Source organism: Citrobacter sp. KTE151, assembly GCF_000398845.1.
Taxonomy (GTDB): Bacteria; Pseudomonadota; Gammaproteobacteria; order Enterobacterales; family Enterobacteriaceae; genus Citrobacter; species Citrobacter braakii.
Genome location: NZ_KB976063.1, coordinates 943,645 through 961,629, shown reverse-complemented (window position 1 = coordinate 961,629; position 17,985 = coordinate 943,645). Strand labels below are relative to the sequence as shown.

The window sequence follows — 17,985 nt, the reverse complement described above, 5'->3', positions numbered from 1 at the left end:
TTTACTTAGCCGCCTCATTCAACACGCTGTCGAACTTATCTATCGGGCAAAAACCATCCGCATCAATCGGACACCCTTTCAGCTCCAGCGTTACACGCTGCGCCGGGGATTTCAGGGTCAGAACGTCAGCATTACGCAACTGCTGCGAGCTCTGATACACGTACTCGATTTTCATCAGCTCACGATTCGCGTTGCTGTCATGCCAGCGCTGGAAGACAATCTTCCCGCCAATCGGCGTACGCTCGTTCTGATCGTGAAGCTGGTACGGTTTGAAATCCAGCGCGGTGAGCAGCGATGCGATGTTTGAGTCATGCCCCACCAGCACGGTTATTTTTGGCGCTTTTACGCGTTCAGTAACCAGCGCATTATCAATATACTTCACCAGCGGTTTGGCGACGTTCTGCGCCACTTCCGGGGAGGTGAACAGGCTGTCCTGATAGCCATTTTTCAGCTTCGACAGAACCTTCCACTGTTGATCGGATTTAATCTCGCCCCAGGCAACCTTATCCATCGGGAAGCCTTCGTAATATTGCAGCGTGAAGGCATCAACCAGCGAATTCCCGACCTTCAGCGGCCCCGAAACCCCAGGCTCCTGCTGATATTTCGCGCTAAACGTATCTTTAGCATCGGTCAGGGAACACTGCTGTTTTTCTTTGCAGGACGGAGAGTCTTTGTAGTCGGTCATTTGCTCAAGCAACTGATAGCTGTCGTTGAGCTGCATTTGGCTATGCTCTTTCTCCATTGCCTGAACCGCCTGCTGGCTGAAGGCGGCGGAATCATCGGTGATCACCGGGTTAAAGGTGGGATCCATGGTGCCCATTTTTTCCTGATGATGGACCGGGACGTCGCAACCCGGGAAAGCACCGGTGACAAAGAACTGCGCCGTCGCGACCGTACGCTGCAGGCTGTTAGCATAGGTATAGACCGTACCCGGCGCCGGACATTCGCCCGATTTCACCATCCCCTGCTCTGCCAGCCACTCTCGCATATAGTGGCCCATATAGATTTCCAGCACGCCGCCTTTGGTGGTCAGTTGTCCGCCGGGGACATCCCATTCTGGCCATTGTTTGGGGGTGGACTGCTCAAGAACACTGCCATTATTGGCTAAAGGTGCGCGTAAGTTATGCCGACTCATCATCAATACTTGCTGAAGCTGATAGCCTTCCGGCGCGGTCTGCGCCTGCGCGGCGGTTGACACTAATACAGCCCCTGCCACGGCTGCGGCGATTAACGATTTATTCATCCCTACGACCTCTTGTTGTTATCAATCACAACAGAGTGTGACAGAAATATGACATATTTCCCGGAACGCTTTCGCAAAACGCACCATCTACGGTGTCGTTTTAATACCGAACTCGGTTTCTAATTTGCGAATGCCAAGCGGGGTGAAGGTGACGCGGCGACCACTCAGCTCCGTTTTTATCCATCGTTTTTCAATCAGCCAGCGTAGCAGCGATGCGCCAAGCACGCCGCCGGGATGGTACCGTCGTTCACTCCAGTCCAGACAACCGCAGGTTAATTTCCGCCGCGATGCGCTCGCAGCCAGGACAATCCCCATTTGTGCCAGTTTTTCCTGCCCAAGAGACGTCAGCGTTTCACCATCCGGCGTTAACCATTGACGGGAAACCAGCGTATCGAACAGCCTCACCGCCACCTCGCCAGCGAGATGATCGTAGCAGGTTCGGGCATGTCGTAAGCCTGGCGGCGTCGTGATCTTTCGTGGCGTAGATGTAGCCCACGCCACGCCCATCAGGCGCTCCAGCAGTTCAGCGATATCGGAGCCTGCAAGGCGAAAATAACGATGTCTGCCCTGCGCGAGCGCCACAACAAAACGTTGTTCGCACAGACGCGCCAGATGCGCACTGGCGGTTGACGCTGATACATCCGCCACTGCGCTGAGTTCGGTCGCGGTCCAGGCGCGGCCATCCATCAGGGCGCACAACATTCGCGAGCGCGATTTATCGGCCATCGCCGCCGCGGTGAGCGCCATTCGCGACTCCAGAGCGCCCTCTTCCTCACTTAACATCACTGATGCCATAGCGACCTCTTTGACCCTGAATGTCTGAATTAACGATGCCATGAATGCGTTCTAAAGTCACCGCACAGGTCATACCGCACGCAGCATCATCTCGATACCCAACCCGACCAAACAAAACAGAAAACAGCGTTTAAACACGAGCGGAGAAATAACCCGTCGTACACGGGTTCCTAACCACTGACCAATCAGCGCAGGAACAATGGCCAAAGCCGATAAGCTCAACGACTGTACGGGCAGCGCGTTGTGCCACCACAGACCAAGCGCCAAAGCCAATGTCGAAAACGTAAAAGAGATCCCGAGCGCCTGAACCAGATCATCTTTCTCAAAACCCAATGACTGGATCCAGGGCACGGCGGGCATCACAAATACACCGGTTCCACCAGTCAATAAGCCAGTAACAAATCCTATGACGAGGGAGTACGGTTTTTCATGCTGCGGAGCCACTGCGATTTTCTTTCCGGCCAGCGTCCAGATAGCGTAAGCCACCAGCGCCACGCCGAGCGCAAACTGGGTACGGGTGGTGTCGCCGCCGGTAATCCAGGCGCTGGCAAGCAGTGTCGCCACCACCACCGTCAATAACATTGGCCACAGTCGTTTGACTAATTGACGCGTATTTCCGCCACCGCCAAACTGAAACAGATTGCTAATCAGCGAAGGCAACAGCAGCATGGCCGCCGCCGCAACCGGCGAAATAAGCGATCCGAGGATCCCCATAGCCACGGTGGGCAATCCCATACCAGTGACGCCTTTTACCATCCCGGCGAGGACAAACGTGGCGGCAATCATCATCACCAGAGCGGGCCCAAACGCTAACGAACTCGTCATGTTGCACTTTCCTGAAAAAGAGAAGATGACCCATTCTGGACGTTAATCGCGGCGCTCGCTTCGCCAGGCAACGAAATATGTCTTCCCGCTTACGGGTAATAATATAAAAAATGCCGGGTTTCCCCGGCACATTATCAGAACGTTTTGGCCCACCACAGCCGCAGCTTCATGCCCCAGTAGCTGGTCCAGCCGCTGGTTGTTGACACCACCCGACCTTGTGACACTACCACCAGCGTGGGCGTGACGCTAATCGCCCAACTGCGGGAAATTGCCCCGTTCGCATCATTGATGACCGGAAAGTCCACGCCTTTACGCGACAGCCAACGAGACACCTCAGCTTCACTGCCGGAGCGTAACGCAATGGTCATCACGTTTTCCCCTTCCGAACGCAGCCTGGCGACTTCCGGCGTCGTGAAGCGGCAAACGCCGCACCAGCTCGCCCAGAAATAAAGCAGCACCGGCTCGTCTTTGCTGAGCGCCGCCAGCGTGACGGTTTCACCATCCAGCGTTTGCAAAGGCGTGCTGTCAAAAGAGCCAGGGAGCTGCGGCGCGCGCCAGACATCCATCAGCAGCATCGCCCCTGCCAACAGCGCCAGTAAGATCAGCCCTTCGCGCAGCCAGCGGCGCAGTTTACTGAGCATTGGCCGCCGCCAGCTTTTCTTTGACCACTTCCTCAAGGGTTTCCCACGGCACCGCACCGGGAATAAGCTCATCACCAATAATCGTTGCGGGGGTGCCCTGCACGCCCACCAGTCGCGCCAGTTGCAGGTTAGTGCTTAGCGTTTCAGCGCTTTGGGCACCCAGCGTCACCGGACTGGCTCCCGATTTTTCCTGCGCCTGTTTGATACTGACATCGGTATGGTAACCCTTTTTCTGCATCAGTTTTTCATGTAGCGCCAGAAACTGCTGCGGATGCTCAAGCCAGGTGGTCAGCACGGTCCGCGCTGCCAGTTCCGAACTTTCCCCTTTAAACGGCAGCGGTTTAATCACTACCGCCACGTCAGGATATTTCTGCACAATTTTTTCCAGCATGGGATCCAGTTGCTTGCAGTACGGGCAGTTGTAATCGGTGAAGTTTATCAGGGTCAGTTTCGCCTGCTTCGCACCAATCCGCGGGCTGTTGGGATCGTTAAACAGGGCCTCCTGGATTAATGCTTCAATTTGCTTTTCCTGTTCCGGTGTAAACGGTGCAGGCTCTTTCGCTACGCTGACGGCAGAAAACAGGGTTAACAGCAGAACAATCATTATTTTCATGGGGTTACTCCTTTGGCATCGGTCAACGTTTGCAATACCGCATCGCGGGTCAACAACGTTGGTAACGCCTGGCCTTCCGGCAGACCGGGGCCATAAATTTGGTTATACGGCACAGCAACCTGGCCGCGTTTTTTCAGAAATTCGGTGATGGCTTCAGAAGGGAGCGTCCAGTCGCCGCGCAGCGCCACTACATCCGGCTGTTGCAAAGCGGCCTGTACGTCATCTTTATGCAACACGTTGTATTTGTTCACCTTACAAGTGATGCACCAGTCGGCAGTGACGTCAATGAACACTCGCTTATTTTGCGCCAGTGCATCCTCAATCGCCTGCTCGCTAAGCGGTTGCCAGTTCACGCTTTCTTTAGCGCTAGCGTGTCCGGCCAGCCCTAAATGTGGGAGCAGCAACGTCGCAAGCCAGATAGCCGAACCCAGCATCATGACACCGAGAAGACGCCGCAAAATATTCATCCAGCGTCCCGGACGCGGCAAACGCAGCGCCAGACCGGGACGCAGAGCCACCAGCAGCCACGGCAAGCTCATCCCCAGGCCGAGTGCGATAAACAGTCCCCACAACGTTGGCAGCGAAGCGGTCAATGCCACCGCTACCGCCGTTCCCAGAAACGGGGCGCTGCACGGCGTGGCGAGCAGGGTCGCAAATGCGCCTTGCCAGAAATGTCCCGACAAGCCGTTGCCACCGCGAGTCGCCAGCGTGGTGGTCATCGCCGAAGGCAGGCGGAATTCAAACCACCCGAACAGGCTGGCGCTGAATGTCAGCATCACCACGACCATGACGCCAATGAACCACGGGTTCTGAAACTGGATCCCCCAGCCCAGCGCCTGATTGGTTAAACGTAGCACTGTCATCAATAGCGCCAGGGCCATAAAGGAGACCAGGATCCCGGCTACCGATGCGAGGAATTGACGGCGGATCTGGCGACGGCTTTTTTCCTCAACCAGCAAAATAGAGCCCAGTTTCATGCCGAGAACCGGTAACACACAGGGCATCAGGTTGAGGATTAAACCGCCCAGCAGCGCCATTAGCACCACCTGCCACAATGGGAGTGAGGCGTTCTCAATAACCGGGGCTTCGCCAATCGCAAGACGACTTTCCTGGGCAACACCGTTATCTGCCAGCACCAGCGTGACCGACTTACCGCGTAAATCCGGCGCGCCTTCCCCCCAACCGTCATGAACGGGTACCGTGGCGCGTAACGTCTCACCTGCGACGTGAATTTGCGGCATGCCAAAATCAGCATCATCAACGGCGTCCAGATACAGCCCAGGCGCAGTCCAGCCTCCCGCGCGGTGAGCCTCGACGACCAGCTCGCCGGCCCGTGCGCCAGCGCGCAAAGTATCGGTCAGGCCGCTGGCAAGCGGGATCTGCCCCATTGCCTGCGCATAGTCATGCGCAAAAGTCGGGTCCTGGGTCGTGGAGGTCACGGAAAAAGGAAAATCCGTCAACAGGCAAACGTTGCTACAGGTGGATAGCGTCAAAACACCGCTAAGCGTGGCGGGCGATCTGCCGCGCACAACCATCGGGAACGTCACATTATCGTGATAGCCCTGGGTCGTGATATTAGCGACCTCAAAGCGTGCAGGGGTTGGCCAGAACCAGTCGACCGCAGGTATTTCCCCTTGCCAGGCGATAGATGGCGCGACGCCTCCCTCGCCCGGCGAACGCCAGTAGGTTTTCCAGCCGTCCTCCAGTTTAACATCCAGCAACAGACGAGTTTCGCCGCCTGAGGACGTATCAGCGCGTAACCGTACGCTGGCGTGATCGTTATCGGGTGAACGCAGCCAGCCGGGTTCAGCCGCCCAGGATACGGGCAGCCATAGCAATAACAGACAGAGCAGCGCCTGCCTGAAAACAGTCATCATATATTTTCTCCGTGAATAATTATCTAACAGTCAGCAACGGCTGTTCTGTCATTCACGGAAGACGCAAAATCGCAGATGTACCCTTAGCGTGGGCGGCGAGATGGCTCGCGGTGGGAAAAAAGGCAGACGAAACGCCCGCACTGGCGCCAGCAGCGACAGCAGCAGACACAGCACCAGAATAGCGCCTTCGAACAGTACCGGGGGCGCCGCCAGTAATGATTTCGCGCTCAGTTCACAAGGGGTAACGGACGAGGCCTCATCGGTCTGCGCTTGTGCGCTTACGACCACGCTTGTGGCAACGGTGTCCATCTGCAACGCGTGCAGGCCCGCCATGCGTTGTGCGGTGCAAACCATCACCACAACACATGCCAGACAGAGGAACCACCATCCCATCCGTTGACGTTTCGCCATTATACCCTCACTGATTGATGCGAGTTATCTTAACCACTCACCAGGTTTTGGCAACCTTTGCGCTGTAAAGTTATGTCCTGTCATCAGCAGGATATACCGCGATTTCAATCAGATTGAGATCGGGATCTCTGACATAAACCGAGCGAATCGGTCCCATCGCACCGGTTCGTGCAACCGGTCCCTCAACAATATCGACCCCGTGCGTTTGAAACGTGGCAATCACCTCTTCCAGCGCACGTGTGGTGATAAAACACAAATCCAGCGCCCCCGGCGTTGGCGCGTGAGCTTTGGGTTCAAACTCTTTTCCCCGAATGTGGAGGTTAATTTTCTGATTGCCAAAGACGAAGGCTTTCCGCCCTTGCGCGAAGGTTTCCAGCCTCATCCCTAAAAGTTCGACATAAAAACGAACGCATGCCTCTTCATTATTGGAGGTCAATACCAGATGATCCAGGTGGTCAATCATAGCGATATCCATTTTGGTTGCTCATCACTGACACTTACCCTATTCATTCAAACGCTACAAGAAAAAGAAAATCTTACGGCTGCGTTGACAGAACATAGCGCAACGCGTTGCTGCTCACGTTTTATAAATCAAATGATAATTAATCATATTTCCGTTTTTATTTATTACAATATAACATTGCCAAAGTAATTACGAAAATATCACGGAAGTGATCATTCACTATTTACGAAGAGTACCAAAGGATATTCGCAGAACAGTACATAAATACTGTCCCGCTACGTATTGATGCGTAAATGAAAGTAAGGGTCAGCGCATTTTTAGGTGATTATCGTATTATAGCCCGACGCAATGAAGAGCATATTCATTCGCAGAAAATTTGTTTATTGAATGTTATTTAGAGTATATGGAAATGAAAAAATATTTATTACCCCTGATTGGGTTACTTTTTACCGTTAGCGCTCAGGCAGCACCATTTACCGACGGCAAAGAGTTTATCTCACTGGAAAAACCCGTCGCTTCAGCCCCGGCAGCGCTGAAGTTTTTCTCATTCTATTGTCCTTCCTGCTATCAGTACGATGAAGTTTTTGAACTCACTGATAACGTGAAAAAAGTTTTGCCTGCTGACGTCAAACTCACCGAATACCACGTCGACTTTTTAGGCCCTCTGGGGCAAGACATGACGCACGCCTGGTCCGTCGCCATGCTGTTGAACGTGCAAGATAAAGTCAAACCGTTGCTTTTTGATGCCGTGCAGAAAAAACAAACCATTAAATCGGCGGACGATATTCGTAACGTATTTATCAGCGCGGGCGTCAGTGCCAGTGATTATGATGCCGCATGGAATAGTTTTGCCGTAAAATCACTAACCGCCAAACAGCAAGAAATGGCTAAAGCCGTAGATTTAACCGGGGTGCCCGCCATTTTTATCAACGGTAAATATATGATCAATCCGAAAGGACTGAAATCTGATGACCTTAACGCGTTCGTACAAAACTATGCTGATACGGTCCGCTTCCTGATCACTAAATCCTGATGTTTAGCTAATCTCACTATTCGCACCACACAACAGACGCCATAACGTTAAAAAGCGCTGTTGGTGGTGCAACGCCCGCATCGTTTATAGCAATATCCTCCCTTCCCGGTTGGCATTCTCCGTTATCAGGATTACCCTAAACTTAGCGGTGATACCTGTTGTCAGGGTTCACCTTCTGCAAGTGTTGATTTACACGAGAGAACGCTATGGAATTAAAGGATTATTACGCCATTATGGGCGTGAAACCGACAGACGATCTCAAGACAATCAAGACCGCCTATCGTCGACTCGCCCGTAAATATCATCCTGATGTCAGCAAAGAGACTGACGCGGAGGCCCGGTTTAAAGAGGTTGCTGAAGCCTGGGAAGTCCTGAGTGATGAACAGCGACGCGCCGAGTACGACCAGTTGTGGCAGCACCGCAACGACCCACAGTTCAACCGTCAATTCCAACAAGGAGAGAATCAACGCTATAACGCCGAAGATTTCGACGATATCTTCTCCTCCATTTTTGGTCAGCATGCGCAACAGTCTCGCCAGCGTCATGCCAGCCGCGGGCACGATATTGAAATTGAAGTCGCCGTATTCCTCGAAGAAACGCTTACTGAGCATAGCCGCACGATCAGTTACACCCTGCCGGTTTACAATGCGTTCGGCATGGTCGAACGTGAAATTCCTAAAACGTTGAATGTGAAAATTCCGGCTGGCGTCGGTAACGGTCAGCGTATTCGTCTGAAAGGCCAGGGCACCCCCGGTGAAAACGGCGGGCCAAACGGTGATTTGTGGCTGGTGATTCATATCGCGCCACATCCGCTGTTCGATATCGTTAATCAGGATCTGGAAGTGGTCGTTCCCCTGGCGCCGTGGGAAGCCGCGCTGGGCGCGAAAGTAACCGTTCCGACGTTAAAAGAGAGCATCCTGCTGACCATTCCTGCGGGCAGCCAGGCCGGGCAGCGGTTACGCATTAAGGGCAAAGGTCTGGTAAGTAAAAAACATACCGGCGATTTGTATGCGGTGATCAAAATCGTCATGCCGCCGAAACCTGACGACGCCAGCGCCGCCCTGTGGCAGCAGTTGGCGGATGCACAAAAGACCTTTGATCCGCGCAAAGAGTGGGGGAAAGCATAATGGCTAACGTCACCGTCACCTTTACCATTACCGAGTTTTGTCTGTACACCGGTGTGTCAGAAGAAGAGCTACATGAGATTGTCGGCTTAGGGGTGATAGAACCTCATGAAGACGAGACTTTTGACGATCATGCGCTGACCGTCATGCGTCGCGCGATACGCCTGCGTCAGGAGCTGGAACTTGACTGGCCGGGAATTGCCGTTGCGCTGACATTGCTGGAAGAGAACGCTCAACTGCGGCAGGAAAACCGCCTGCTGCGCCAGCGATTGTCTCGCTTTATCAGCCATCCTTAGTGTGTCAAGGCCAGCATGGTGCTGGCCCTTTTATTATCCGCAACCCGCTCTTAATGACATTGCGCAGCAGATGGCATACAGTCAGCGATAAGAATTATCTCAAACAATAAGACGTTGAGCCATGCAGCTTAAGCCCCTCACAAAAGGTCGTTTTCACAATATCTGGCAGCAAGATGATGCCTTAATTGAGAAGATATTCCAGGAGTTGCTCTCTGAAACACAGATTATCCAAGAAGATGACTATCTTTACCGCCAGGGACAGGTAGTCGATCGACTAATCATGGTGCAGTCAGGGAGAATTTCTCTGCGTTATAGCGCGGAGAATGGTCGCCGTTTTCAACTGGGTGCAATGGAATGTGATGAGCAACTGTTTGGCGAAATGGAGTTTTTTACCGGGTATCGTTGCCAGCTTGATATCGTAGCCGAAGAACCGCTGACCGTGGCGGTATGCAACTGTGACCGTCTGGAGGAAGCGCTGAACCAGCACCCCAGACTGGCGATATTTTTCGCCAGCGCAATGGCCGTTGATTATCAGGATATGCTGGAAATCTTCCTGCACCGGATGCTCTACCCTATCGTACATAACGTAGCGTATGACCTGTATCGCCAGCATCAGGACAAGCAGCCAATGGATGGTTTTCATAAAAAATACCAGGAAGCTGAGCGATTCGGCACCACCGACCGGGTATATCGGCGGGCGGTGAAAGCGCTGACGGATGCCGGGCTGGTAACGCGCACGAAGCAAGGACTGGAGATTAAGGATCTGGATGGGCTGCGTAAATTTCTCGGCAATGACATCATTGACTGACACACCAACCTGGCAAACGGATCATTGGTGTGTCATTTCAGCGCAATCAGAACTTATAGGTGAGGTTGAAATAGTGACCCAGCCCGGTGGTACGCCCTGCTCCACCGTGGTTTTCCATCAATGCCATGTTGCGGAAATATTTTAAGCCATAACCTACTGCATAATGCTCTGAATGCCAGTAGATGCCGTTATACCATTCAATCGCGTTATTGCTATATAACGGCTGGTTAGCAATCTTGTTCGCGGCGAACTGGTAGTCAAAGTAACCCTGATAGTTCAAATAACTGCCGTTGGCGAACGTATAGAACGGCGTCGACCAGTTGGTCGAGAACATGTAACCATCCCACTTGCCTTCGTTATCCGCACCGTAATTTTCACGTACATAGTGCGCATAAATGTTCATTCCCACCAGACCAAACCACGGCACTTTAACATCCGTGCCGAGACCAACGTAATGCTCAAATAATTCCCGGTCACCAATGTTATTTACCGTTGCGATATAGAATTCGTTAAATGGCCCTACGGATAAATCTTTATTAAAAATGGCGTCGAGGGAAAAACGTGGAGATATCTTGGCAAAGAAGTTATCTCCCCCGTGACGATCGTCCTGCTCGCGATCCAAAATATCAAAGAAATCCACATAACCATACAGATCGATAATCCCGGATCGTGCGCCAAACTCCAGCTCAAGATAGGTGTCATTACGAATACCATAAGGCACTTTCGCATCCACACTTTGCATTAAGTTCATCTGCATCCAGTTAAAATCATTTTTGCGGATGTTGCCATCGGCATAATCAGCCGCAAGCGCTTGCGTACAGCACATCGCAATTACCGCACCCAGAACTGTTTTTTTCATCATTGATTTATTTTTCTTCAGCATTTTCAATTCCTTTGAGCAAGGTTGAGTGTCGCCCCACCAGTTAAATGGCGTGACGGCGGGCTATCTAATTAAAGAGGTAAGCGTTATTACTGTGTTTAATTACGTTTGAGTTTTAATGTACCCATCAACATAATAAAGATAATTAAATACAACACCGGTATTGCGTACATGATTTTCTGCAACCCCATAGTTTTTTCCATTAGCGCACTGATCGCCGGACTAAACATGGCGCCAGCACTACCGCTAATTAAAATATAAGAAACGTTCTGGCTACTCGCGCGCTTCACGAAAGAAACCCCGTAGGCAATAAAGGAGTTATACAGCGCTGCGCAGACAAACCCGTAACTATAGGCCAGATAATCAAGCCCGGAGATATTTTCCTTCGTGACAATGATGGTGGTAATAACGCAAGCTAACAAAATAATGCTAAGCAGAAAATAATGTATCCTTACGCGGGAAACAATAACGGTTGAGACTAACGCGCCGACCAGCGCAGCACCCCAGTATTGCGTAATAATATTACCTGCTTCTTCGAAGGGAATACCAAATTTGTTCTTCACAAATAATGGTGCCCAGGTCAGGAAGGTATACAGCGCCAACATACCTAAGAACAGGCCAATGCCTCCGCTGATAATCCCTGGATTCCACTCGGATTTCACCGGGTCTGCGCTATCCGCTGCAGGGGCCGTTTCACAGGCGGTAAAGCGGGTGAGAGCCACAACGCCCAGCGTGAGTAAGGCCACTATGCCTACGCTCAGATAGCTGTAACTCCACGACATATTGTGCGTCAGGGCGAAGGTGGTAATCAGCGGGAAAACTACGCCCGCGACGTTAAAGGTGGCGTCCTGCACCACCAGCATCGTACTTTGAATGCGATCCTGCCAAACCGACACCACGATCGTTCCCGCCACGCACAGACCAATCCCGCCGCAGAAACCCACCAGGGTCATGGCAACCATCACCGGCCATAAGCCTGGGCTTAAGTGCATTGCCAGAGCGCAGAGGAACACTATCGAATAGATAATGAGCGTCATACGCTTAACGCCGATTTTCTCAATCAGGAAAAAGGCGGCGATGGTCCCGGCTAACGCCCCACCGTTAAGCAACGAAAATATCGAGGCGACGGTATTCACATCGGCACTGTAGCGTACTGCAATCGGTTCAATCAGCATGCCAAACTGACTGGCAAATCCTGCCATAATAAAATTTGCCAGAAAACTAATCAGCGTAAGTGCTATTTTATTCTTCATATAATGCCATCTCTGATTGGTTCATTTAAATGCTGATGCTAAGCCGTAACAGCTGTATTTAGCGCCAGCTCTATCATATTTTTAAAGGTTAACTGCCGTTCTTCCGCCGTTGTTTCCTCTCCTGTCAGGCAATGATCGGATACGGTTAATATAGCCAACGCTTCAATATTAAACTGATGCGCTAAAGCGTATAACCCTGCCACTTCCATATCCACACCCAGCACACCAAACTTTTCCAGTGCAGGTATTAAATTTTCGTCAGGATCGTAGTAAAGATCGCCACTGAAGACATTGCCGACTTTAACGTCAATACCGGCCTTCTGCGCCAGTGCCCACGCCTGCTGCAATAATGGGAAATGGGCAGATGTCGCCATCGTGTAGCCCGCGCTACGTTTTAAATTTGTGACGGAATCCGTTCCGGCGGCGACGGCAAGAATAATATCTCGCATTTTGACATGATGTTGTGTTGCCCCCAGACTGCCGACACGAATAATTCGCTGTACACCGAAATCATGTACCAGTTCATGAGCATAAAGCGTCATTGACGGAATACCCATGCCATGTCCCATCACCGAAACAGGTTGCCCAAAATAAAGACCGGTATAGCCCAGCATATTGCGTACATTGGTGACTTCGCGGTAATCCATTAGATAATTTTCGGCAATAAACTTAGCGCGAAGCGGATCGCCCGGCATAATAACGGTTGGCGCAAAATCACCCGCTTTGGCATTAATATGTGCAGTCATAACAATTCCTGAATTATGGGTATTGAAGATATGCAGGGATTGTAACCAGCGGTTTGCAGAGGATTGAGGACAAAAGTCCTGCTCAGAGGATCGGCCTCTCATTTCTGAGAGTTAATGTTGCGGGCAGATGGTACAGAAGAAAAATGAGCCTCCTCCACAGCAAAGAAAAGCGAGGGCCAGCGCAATAAAGGAACAGATTTGCACCCAAATCGTTGGTTACCACCGCGTTGACACGAGTATCCATTGCAGCGTCAATATTGTTTTTAAAGTGGTCTCATTGTTATTATCATTTTCCGTTCTAAATTTGAGTTATGCTGCCATGATCCCATTTAGGTTTAGTGAGATGACTCCCGCCGATATTCCTGCTGTTCAGTCGTTTCTTGTTGAGCATCTTAATTTATACTTCAATGCCGGTAGAGCCATGCCTTCTGCCGAAGAAGATCTCTTTGATCTCGAACAACAGTATATCTTGCAGGAAAAGAATTCATTGCTTTGCGCGTGGAGTGAAAACCAGGAATTAATCGCCACACTGGCGGTATGTCAATATGATGATCGTATTACTGAACTACGTGGTCGCTATAACTTGTCTGAAACGGCGGAAATTTGTCGTTGTTACGTAAATGAGCGCTACCGCAGACAGGGGATCGGAAGTCAGTTGTTTGCTTTAGCTGAGGTATTCTGTCAGCAACATCAATATAAGACTTTGTATCTCCACACACATCATTTTTTACCCGGAGGGTATTATTTCTGGTTGCGTAACAATTTTAACGTGATTATGGATATGCAGGATGAATGGCAATTGGTACATATGGAGAGTACACAAAAAAAAGAGTCAAGCGCTGATATGCGGAACTTTTGATGGTGATCAATATGTTTCATACACAGAAATTTCAGTATGCGTGTAATTTGATCAATATCAACCAATTCTCATTTAGCTTCCTGTTGTTATTTTCATTTACAACATCGCAGTAACCAACAAAATCATAACTCACTGTATTAAATGGGTATTTCTTTCTACACCACTACCTTTTATCTCTTACCCTCTATGGTTGACCTTGTTAACAATTGCCGCTAGAGTCGCTTTCGACAGCATTTCATTACATTTTTGTATATGAATAGGAATATGGTGAGAATTATTCAATTCAATTCCATAACTGCCCCCGCAACTGTAGGCGGATGCAGAATATCCCTGTGTGGCTAATAAACCACAGGTCACTGTAAAGTTCATCTTTATGGGAAGGCCGATATTCTGATTACCGTGAGTCAGGAGACCTGCTGTCAAAGGTGTATGCCATTGAGTGGACGGGATGGTCCATGGGATGAATTATTTGACGCAAGCGGTAGTGTATTTATGAATAAGATTTTGGCTGAATAAAGCTTATTTGCATTTTTTGCATATCTTCATTCTTAAATTTCACGATTCAATGTCATCTATCTTCATGTCTCCTCCCGATATATGGAATGAAATAAGCCATGACCAGACCTTAAGATTCTGGCATCAACGGGACGATGATAATGCACGCTAATTCTACCTTTTACTTCTCTAAAAAAACGCTTCTGGCTATTTTTGGCACGACTGCTCTCCTGCTTACTTCCGGTTTTTCCGAGGCAGCAAAAACCGAATATCCTCTGACGATTAAAAACTGTGGCCGCGATATTACCTTCAATCAGGCACCAACGCGCGTGGCGACGGTGGGTCAGAACAGTACCGAGATTCTCTATTCACTGGGGCTGGCCGATCGCGTCGTGGGTACTTCGCTGTGGTTTGGCCCGGTACTGGAGGCTTATAAAACAGCAAATGAAAAAGTCGCCGTTATCGCGCAAAATATTCCAAGCTTTGAAGGGATCGTGGCGAAAAAACCGGATCTGATCGCCAGTCAGTTTGAGTGGCAAATCGGCCCAGCTGGCACGGTTGCCTCTTACGAACAGTTTAGTGAACTGAAAATTCCCGTTTACACCGCGCCAGCTGACTGTGCAAAAGATAACGAAGATGGTGGTGATGGTGTCCGTAAGGGCATGTTTGATATTGCCATGGTGTATCAGGAAGTCGCCGATCTGGCGAAAATCTTCGATGTTCAGGATAAAGGCGAGGCGCTGATTGCCAGCCTTAAAGCACGTGAAGCCGCAGCGAAAAACAAAATTACCGGAATGGATGAGAATGTTTCCGCCGTGTTCTGGTTCTCAAGCGCCGACCTCCAGCTTGACCCTTACGTTGCCGGGAAGTTTGGTCCGGCGGCATGGATCGCCCAAACGCTGGGAGTGAAGAATGTGATTGATTCTGCTGAAGAGTGGCCAACGGTGGGTTGGGAAACCATCGCAAAAGCGAATCCTTCACTCATTGTGCTCGGAGAGATGAGCCGTCGCCGTTTCCCGGCAGATGACTGGAAGGTCAAGATGGAATACCTCAAGTCCGATCCTGTCGCCAAACTGGTTCCTGCCGTCAAGGAAAACCATCTACCGGTCATTGACGTACAGACCATGAATGCCGGGATCAGAACTATTGATGGTGTGGAAAAACTGGCTGATGCCCTTGTTGAATATGGCTTAGCACATCCGCAGGCTGCTCATTAATCTACGTTTTGCGCTATATCCTCACACGGTATAGCGCATCTCCGTTACTCAGGAACGCAGATAATCATGAGTGATTCACGCAGGATGCGTCGCGCTGTTGGTCAGCTTACGGTGAGAGTCAGTGGGCATGCCGTTTGGGTCAGTGCGCTAATGTGTGGCGTACTGCTGGCGGGGATTTCCATCGGCGAAACGCTTATCCCCTGGCAGCATGTTCTCAGCACGCTGGCAAATCATCTTTTTGATACACACTATCCTGTCGATGCGCTGGATGCAGGGATCGTCTGGAACTACCGCCTGACCCGAGCGCTGGTCTCGGCCAGTTGCGGCGCGTGCCTGGCTGTTTCCGGCGTAGTGTTACAGTCGCTGCTACGCAATGCGCTCGCCGAACCCTATCTACTGGGGATTTCTGCCGGAGCGTCCACCGGAGCGGTGCTGATTGCTCTCACTGGACTTGGGGCTGGCATCATCAGTATGTCATTGGGCGCTTTCATTGGTGCGCTGACGGCATTTCTGTTCGTTGCGCTATTGGCGATGGCCGCTGGCGGTAGACAAGGTGGGGGTGTAACAACCCAAATCATCCTTGCCGGGATCGCCAGCTCCCAGCTTTTCAATGCGATTACATCGCTTATCATCACCCGCTCAGCAAACGCCGAGCAAGCACGCGGTATTATGTTCTGGCTGTTGGGCAATTTGAGCGGTGTACGCTGGCCCGATGTAGTCTTAGCCATTCCTACCGCTCTGGTCGGTATCGCGCTGTGCTTCTGTTATGCCCGCCATCTTGATGCTTTCTCCTTTGGTGCGGAGTCTGCGGCATCGCTGGGCATCCCGGTAAAACGTACCCGTGCAGTACTGATTGCCGCCGTCACCGGCATGACGGCGATTATGGTCTCCATTGTGGGTGCGATCGGCTTTGTCGGTCTGGTGATCCCTCATGCTGCTCGTCTGCTGGTCGGCAACCAGCATCATCGACTGCTGCCGGTTAGTGCGCTTACCGGAGCTATTTTCCTCATTATCGCTGATGTTATTTCCCGCACGTTACTACCCGGTCAGGTACTCCCAATAGGCGTGATCACGGCTCTGGTTGGCGCTCCTGCGTTTTCAATCATTCTGATTAGAGGAAACCAGAACAAATGACGGTGAATCTCGTACAGCCACTCGTTACCTCTGCGCAAGCCGTTATTGAAGCCTGTAATTTGTACTGGAAGGTAAAAGGTAAGACGATTGTTGAAGATATTTCACTCAGCGTAACGCCCGGCGAGTTTGTCGGCATCATCGGTCCCAACGGCTCGGGCAAAACGTCACTGATTTCACTGCTGGCCGGTTTGCTGAAGCCAACTTCCGGGCGTATCACCCTGCAGCAAAAGGCGCTCCAGAATTATTCGCGGCGTCACCTTGCGCAGCGGGTGGCGTTGGTCGAACAACAGGCAGAAACCAGCGAGCGTCTTACCGCTTTACAAGCCGTTTCTCTGGGGCGCACGCCCTGGCTTAGCCTGCTCTCGCCCTGGTCCGCCAAAGATGACGGTATCGTGCAAACTATGCTGGAGAAGGTCGATCTCCGTGAATTACAGCACCGATGCTGGCATACCTTTTCCGGGGGAGAAAAACAGCGCCTGCATATCGCCCGGGCGCTGGCGCAGCAGCCGCAGTTGTTACTGATGGATGAACCCACCAACCATCTCGACATTCAACATCAGATTGGCCTGCTTAGTCTGGTTAAACGTGAAAAGCTCACGGTCATTGCCGCTCTGCACGACCTCAATCATGCCGCGATGTTCTGCGATCGCATCATCGTCATGACATCCGGGCATATGGCGATGCAGGGGACTCCTTGCGCCGTGTTTACCCGTGAAAACCTCCATGCCTGGTTTGGTATCGACGCCATTGTTGAACATGAAACTGGCGCTGAAAACTGTTTTATCCGTTATCAAAGACCTGATGAATTTTAAGGAAGAATCGATGAAATATCTCAAACAGAGTCTGAAAGTTTTATGTTTACTCGCCCTCGCCTCTTCAACCTTCGCACAAACTCACGACGTTTTGATGAAAAATCGTGGGTCTGCGGGACCAATGGTCTATGAGCCGGATTATCTGGAGATCCAGCCCGGGGATACGGTGAAGTTTATCCGTAAACATAAGAGCCACAACGCGGCTTCAATCGCTGAATTGTCTCCGGCTAACTATCCCGGTTTTATGGGAAAAATAGATGAAGAGATCGAAGTAACTTATGACAATGCCGGATTTTACGGCATCAAATGTACACCGCATTACGCTCAGGGCATGGTGATGCTGATAAAGGTTGGAGATGCCCAGTTACCAGCAAGCTATCGGGCATTCAAAGCACCGGGTATTGCTGATAAGCGCTTTCAGGAAATTTACGCGCGTATCGACAAACGTTAATCCGCGATG

Annotated in this window: 20 protein-coding genes and 1 riboswitch; of the genes, 9 read left to right on the top strand and 11 right to left on the bottom strand. The window is 51.0% G+C overall.

Annotation, left to right across the window (positions count from 1 at the left end):
• Position 1: 1 nt before the first annotated feature.
• From agp to WC7_RS16850, 8 genes are all read right to left on the bottom strand, one after another.
• Positions 2–1,243 (bottom strand): bifunctional glucose-1-phosphatase/inositol phosphatase, encoded by a 1,242-nt coding sequence (gene agp / locus WC7_RS16815; protein ID WP_016152580.1) that lies wholly within the window; start codon positions 1,241–1,243, stop codon positions 2–4.
• An 87-nt stretch (positions 1,244–1,330) separates the two neighbouring features.
• Positions 1,331–2,038 (bottom strand): ArsR/SmtB family transcription factor, encoded by a 708-nt coding sequence (locus WC7_RS16820; protein WP_016152579.1) that lies wholly within the window; start codon positions 2,036–2,038, stop codon positions 1,331–1,333.
• 69 nt (positions 2,039–2,107) lie between these two features.
• Complete coding sequence (locus tag WC7_RS16825; protein ID WP_016152578.1) at positions 2,108–2,863, bottom strand: sulfite exporter TauE/SafE family protein; 756 nt, start codon at positions 2,861–2,863, stop codon at positions 2,108–2,110.
• Between the two features lie 134 nt (positions 2,864–2,997).
• Entirely contained in the window at positions 2,998–3,504 is a 507-nt protein-coding gene (locus WC7_RS16830) for a protein disulfide oxidoreductase (protein WP_016152577.1), read from the bottom strand.
• The gene (locus tag WC7_RS16835; RefSeq protein ID WP_016152576.1) at positions 3,494–4,117 is read right to left on the bottom strand and encodes a DsbA family protein; all 624 of its coding nucleotides are present in this window, start codon (positions 4,115–4,117) and stop codon (positions 3,494–3,496) included. Before WC7_RS16835 ends, WC7_RS16830 begins: the two co-directional genes overlap by 11 nt.
• Positions 4,114–5,994, bottom strand: coding sequence for a protein-disulfide reductase DsbD family protein (locus tag WC7_RS16840; protein ID WP_016152575.1), 1,881 nt, complete (start codon positions 5,992–5,994; stop codon positions 4,114–4,116). The genes WC7_RS16835 and WC7_RS16840 overlap by 4 nt, the downstream gene beginning before the upstream one ends.
• Positions 5,995–6,042: 48 nt before the next feature.
• Entirely contained in the window at positions 6,043–6,405 is a 363-nt protein-coding gene (locus WC7_RS16845; protein ID WP_016152574.1) for a hypothetical protein, read from the bottom strand.
• A 70-nt stretch (positions 6,406–6,475) separates the two neighbouring features.
• Positions 6,476–6,880, bottom strand: coding sequence for a VOC family protein (locus tag WC7_RS16850; RefSeq protein ID WP_016152573.1), 405 nt, complete (start codon positions 6,878–6,880; stop codon positions 6,476–6,478).
• 397 nt (positions 6,881–7,277) lie between these two features.
• Between WC7_RS16850 and dsbA the strand changes: the two genes are divergently transcribed.
• The 4 genes from dsbA to WC7_RS16870 all read left to right on the top strand — a co-directional run bounded on the left by dsbA (position 7,278) and on the right by WC7_RS16870 (position 10,129).
• Positions 7,278–7,901, top strand: a complete 624-nt coding sequence (dsbA, locus tag WC7_RS16855; RefSeq protein WP_016152572.1) for a thiol:disulfide interchange protein DsbA — start codon at positions 7,278–7,280, stop codon at positions 7,899–7,901.
• 206 nt (positions 7,902–8,107) lie between these two features.
• On the top strand, positions 8,108–9,028 hold the full coding sequence (gene cbpA / locus WC7_RS16860; RefSeq protein ID WP_016152571.1) for a curved DNA-binding protein: 921 nt from the start codon (positions 8,108–8,110) through the stop codon (positions 9,026–9,028).
• Positions 9,028–9,321, top strand: coding sequence for a chaperone modulator CbpM (gene cbpM, locus WC7_RS16865; RefSeq protein WP_016152570.1), 294 nt, complete (start codon positions 9,028–9,030; stop codon positions 9,319–9,321). Before cbpA ends, cbpM begins: the two co-directional genes overlap by 1 nt.
• Before the next feature lie 121 nt (positions 9,322–9,442).
• Positions 9,443–10,129: a Crp/Fnr family transcriptional regulator gene (locus tag WC7_RS16870; RefSeq protein WP_016152569.1), complete on the top strand. Its 687-nt coding sequence runs from the start codon at positions 9,443–9,445 to the stop codon at positions 10,127–10,129.
• Between the two features lie 46 nt (positions 10,130–10,175).
• Here the strand turns inward: WC7_RS16870 and WC7_RS16875 are convergent, their stop codons facing one another.
• The 3 genes from WC7_RS16875 to deoD all read right to left on the bottom strand — a co-directional run bounded on the left by WC7_RS16875 (position 10,176) and on the right by deoD (position 13,008).
• The gene (locus WC7_RS16875; protein WP_016152568.1) at positions 10,176–11,012 is read right to left on the bottom strand and encodes an outer membrane protein OmpK; all 837 of its coding nucleotides are present in this window, start codon (positions 11,010–11,012) and stop codon (positions 10,176–10,178) included.
• 95 nt (positions 11,013–11,107) lie between these two features.
• A complete protein-coding gene (gene tsgA / locus WC7_RS16880) occupies positions 11,108–12,262 on the bottom strand; it encodes an MFS transporter TsgA (protein WP_016152567.1) in 1,155 nt (384 codons plus the stop codon).
• A 38-nt stretch (positions 12,263–12,300) separates the two neighbouring features.
• A complete protein-coding gene (gene deoD / locus WC7_RS16885; RefSeq protein WP_016152566.1) occupies positions 12,301–13,008 on the bottom strand; it encodes a purine-nucleoside phosphorylase in 708 nt (235 codons plus the stop codon).
• Positions 13,009–13,327: 319 nt separating this feature from the next.
• Between deoD and WC7_RS16890 the strand changes: the two genes are divergently transcribed.
• From WC7_RS16890 to WC7_RS16910, 5 genes are all read left to right on the top strand, one after another.
• The gene (locus WC7_RS16890; RefSeq protein ID WP_016152565.1) at positions 13,328–13,867 is read left to right on the top strand and encodes a GNAT family N-acetyltransferase; all 540 of its coding nucleotides are present in this window, start codon (positions 13,328–13,330) and stop codon (positions 13,865–13,867) included.
• A 211-nt stretch (positions 13,868–14,078) separates the two neighbouring features.
• Positions 14,079–14,303, top strand: a riboswitch (cobalamin riboswitch).
• 220 nt (positions 14,304–14,523) lie between these two features.
• Positions 14,524–15,579 (top strand): ABC transporter substrate-binding protein, encoded by a 1,056-nt coding sequence (locus WC7_RS16895; RefSeq protein WP_016152563.1) that lies wholly within the window; start codon positions 14,524–14,526, stop codon positions 15,577–15,579.
• Positions 15,580–15,645: 66 nt separating this feature from the next.
• Positions 15,646–16,713 (top strand): FecCD family ABC transporter permease, encoded by a 1,068-nt coding sequence (locus tag WC7_RS16900; RefSeq protein ID WP_016152562.1) that lies wholly within the window; start codon positions 15,646–15,648, stop codon positions 16,711–16,713.
• The gene (locus tag WC7_RS16905) at positions 16,710–17,525 is read left to right on the top strand and encodes an ABC transporter ATP-binding protein (protein WP_016152561.1); all 816 of its coding nucleotides are present in this window, start codon (positions 16,710–16,712) and stop codon (positions 17,523–17,525) included. The genes WC7_RS16900 and WC7_RS16905 overlap by 4 nt, the downstream gene beginning before the upstream one ends.
• A 10-nt stretch (positions 17,526–17,535) precedes the next feature.
• Positions 17,536–17,976, top strand: a complete 441-nt coding sequence (locus tag WC7_RS16910) for a pseudoazurin (protein ID WP_016152560.1) — start codon at positions 17,536–17,538, stop codon at positions 17,974–17,976.
• Positions 17,977–17,985 lie beyond the last annotated feature (9 nt).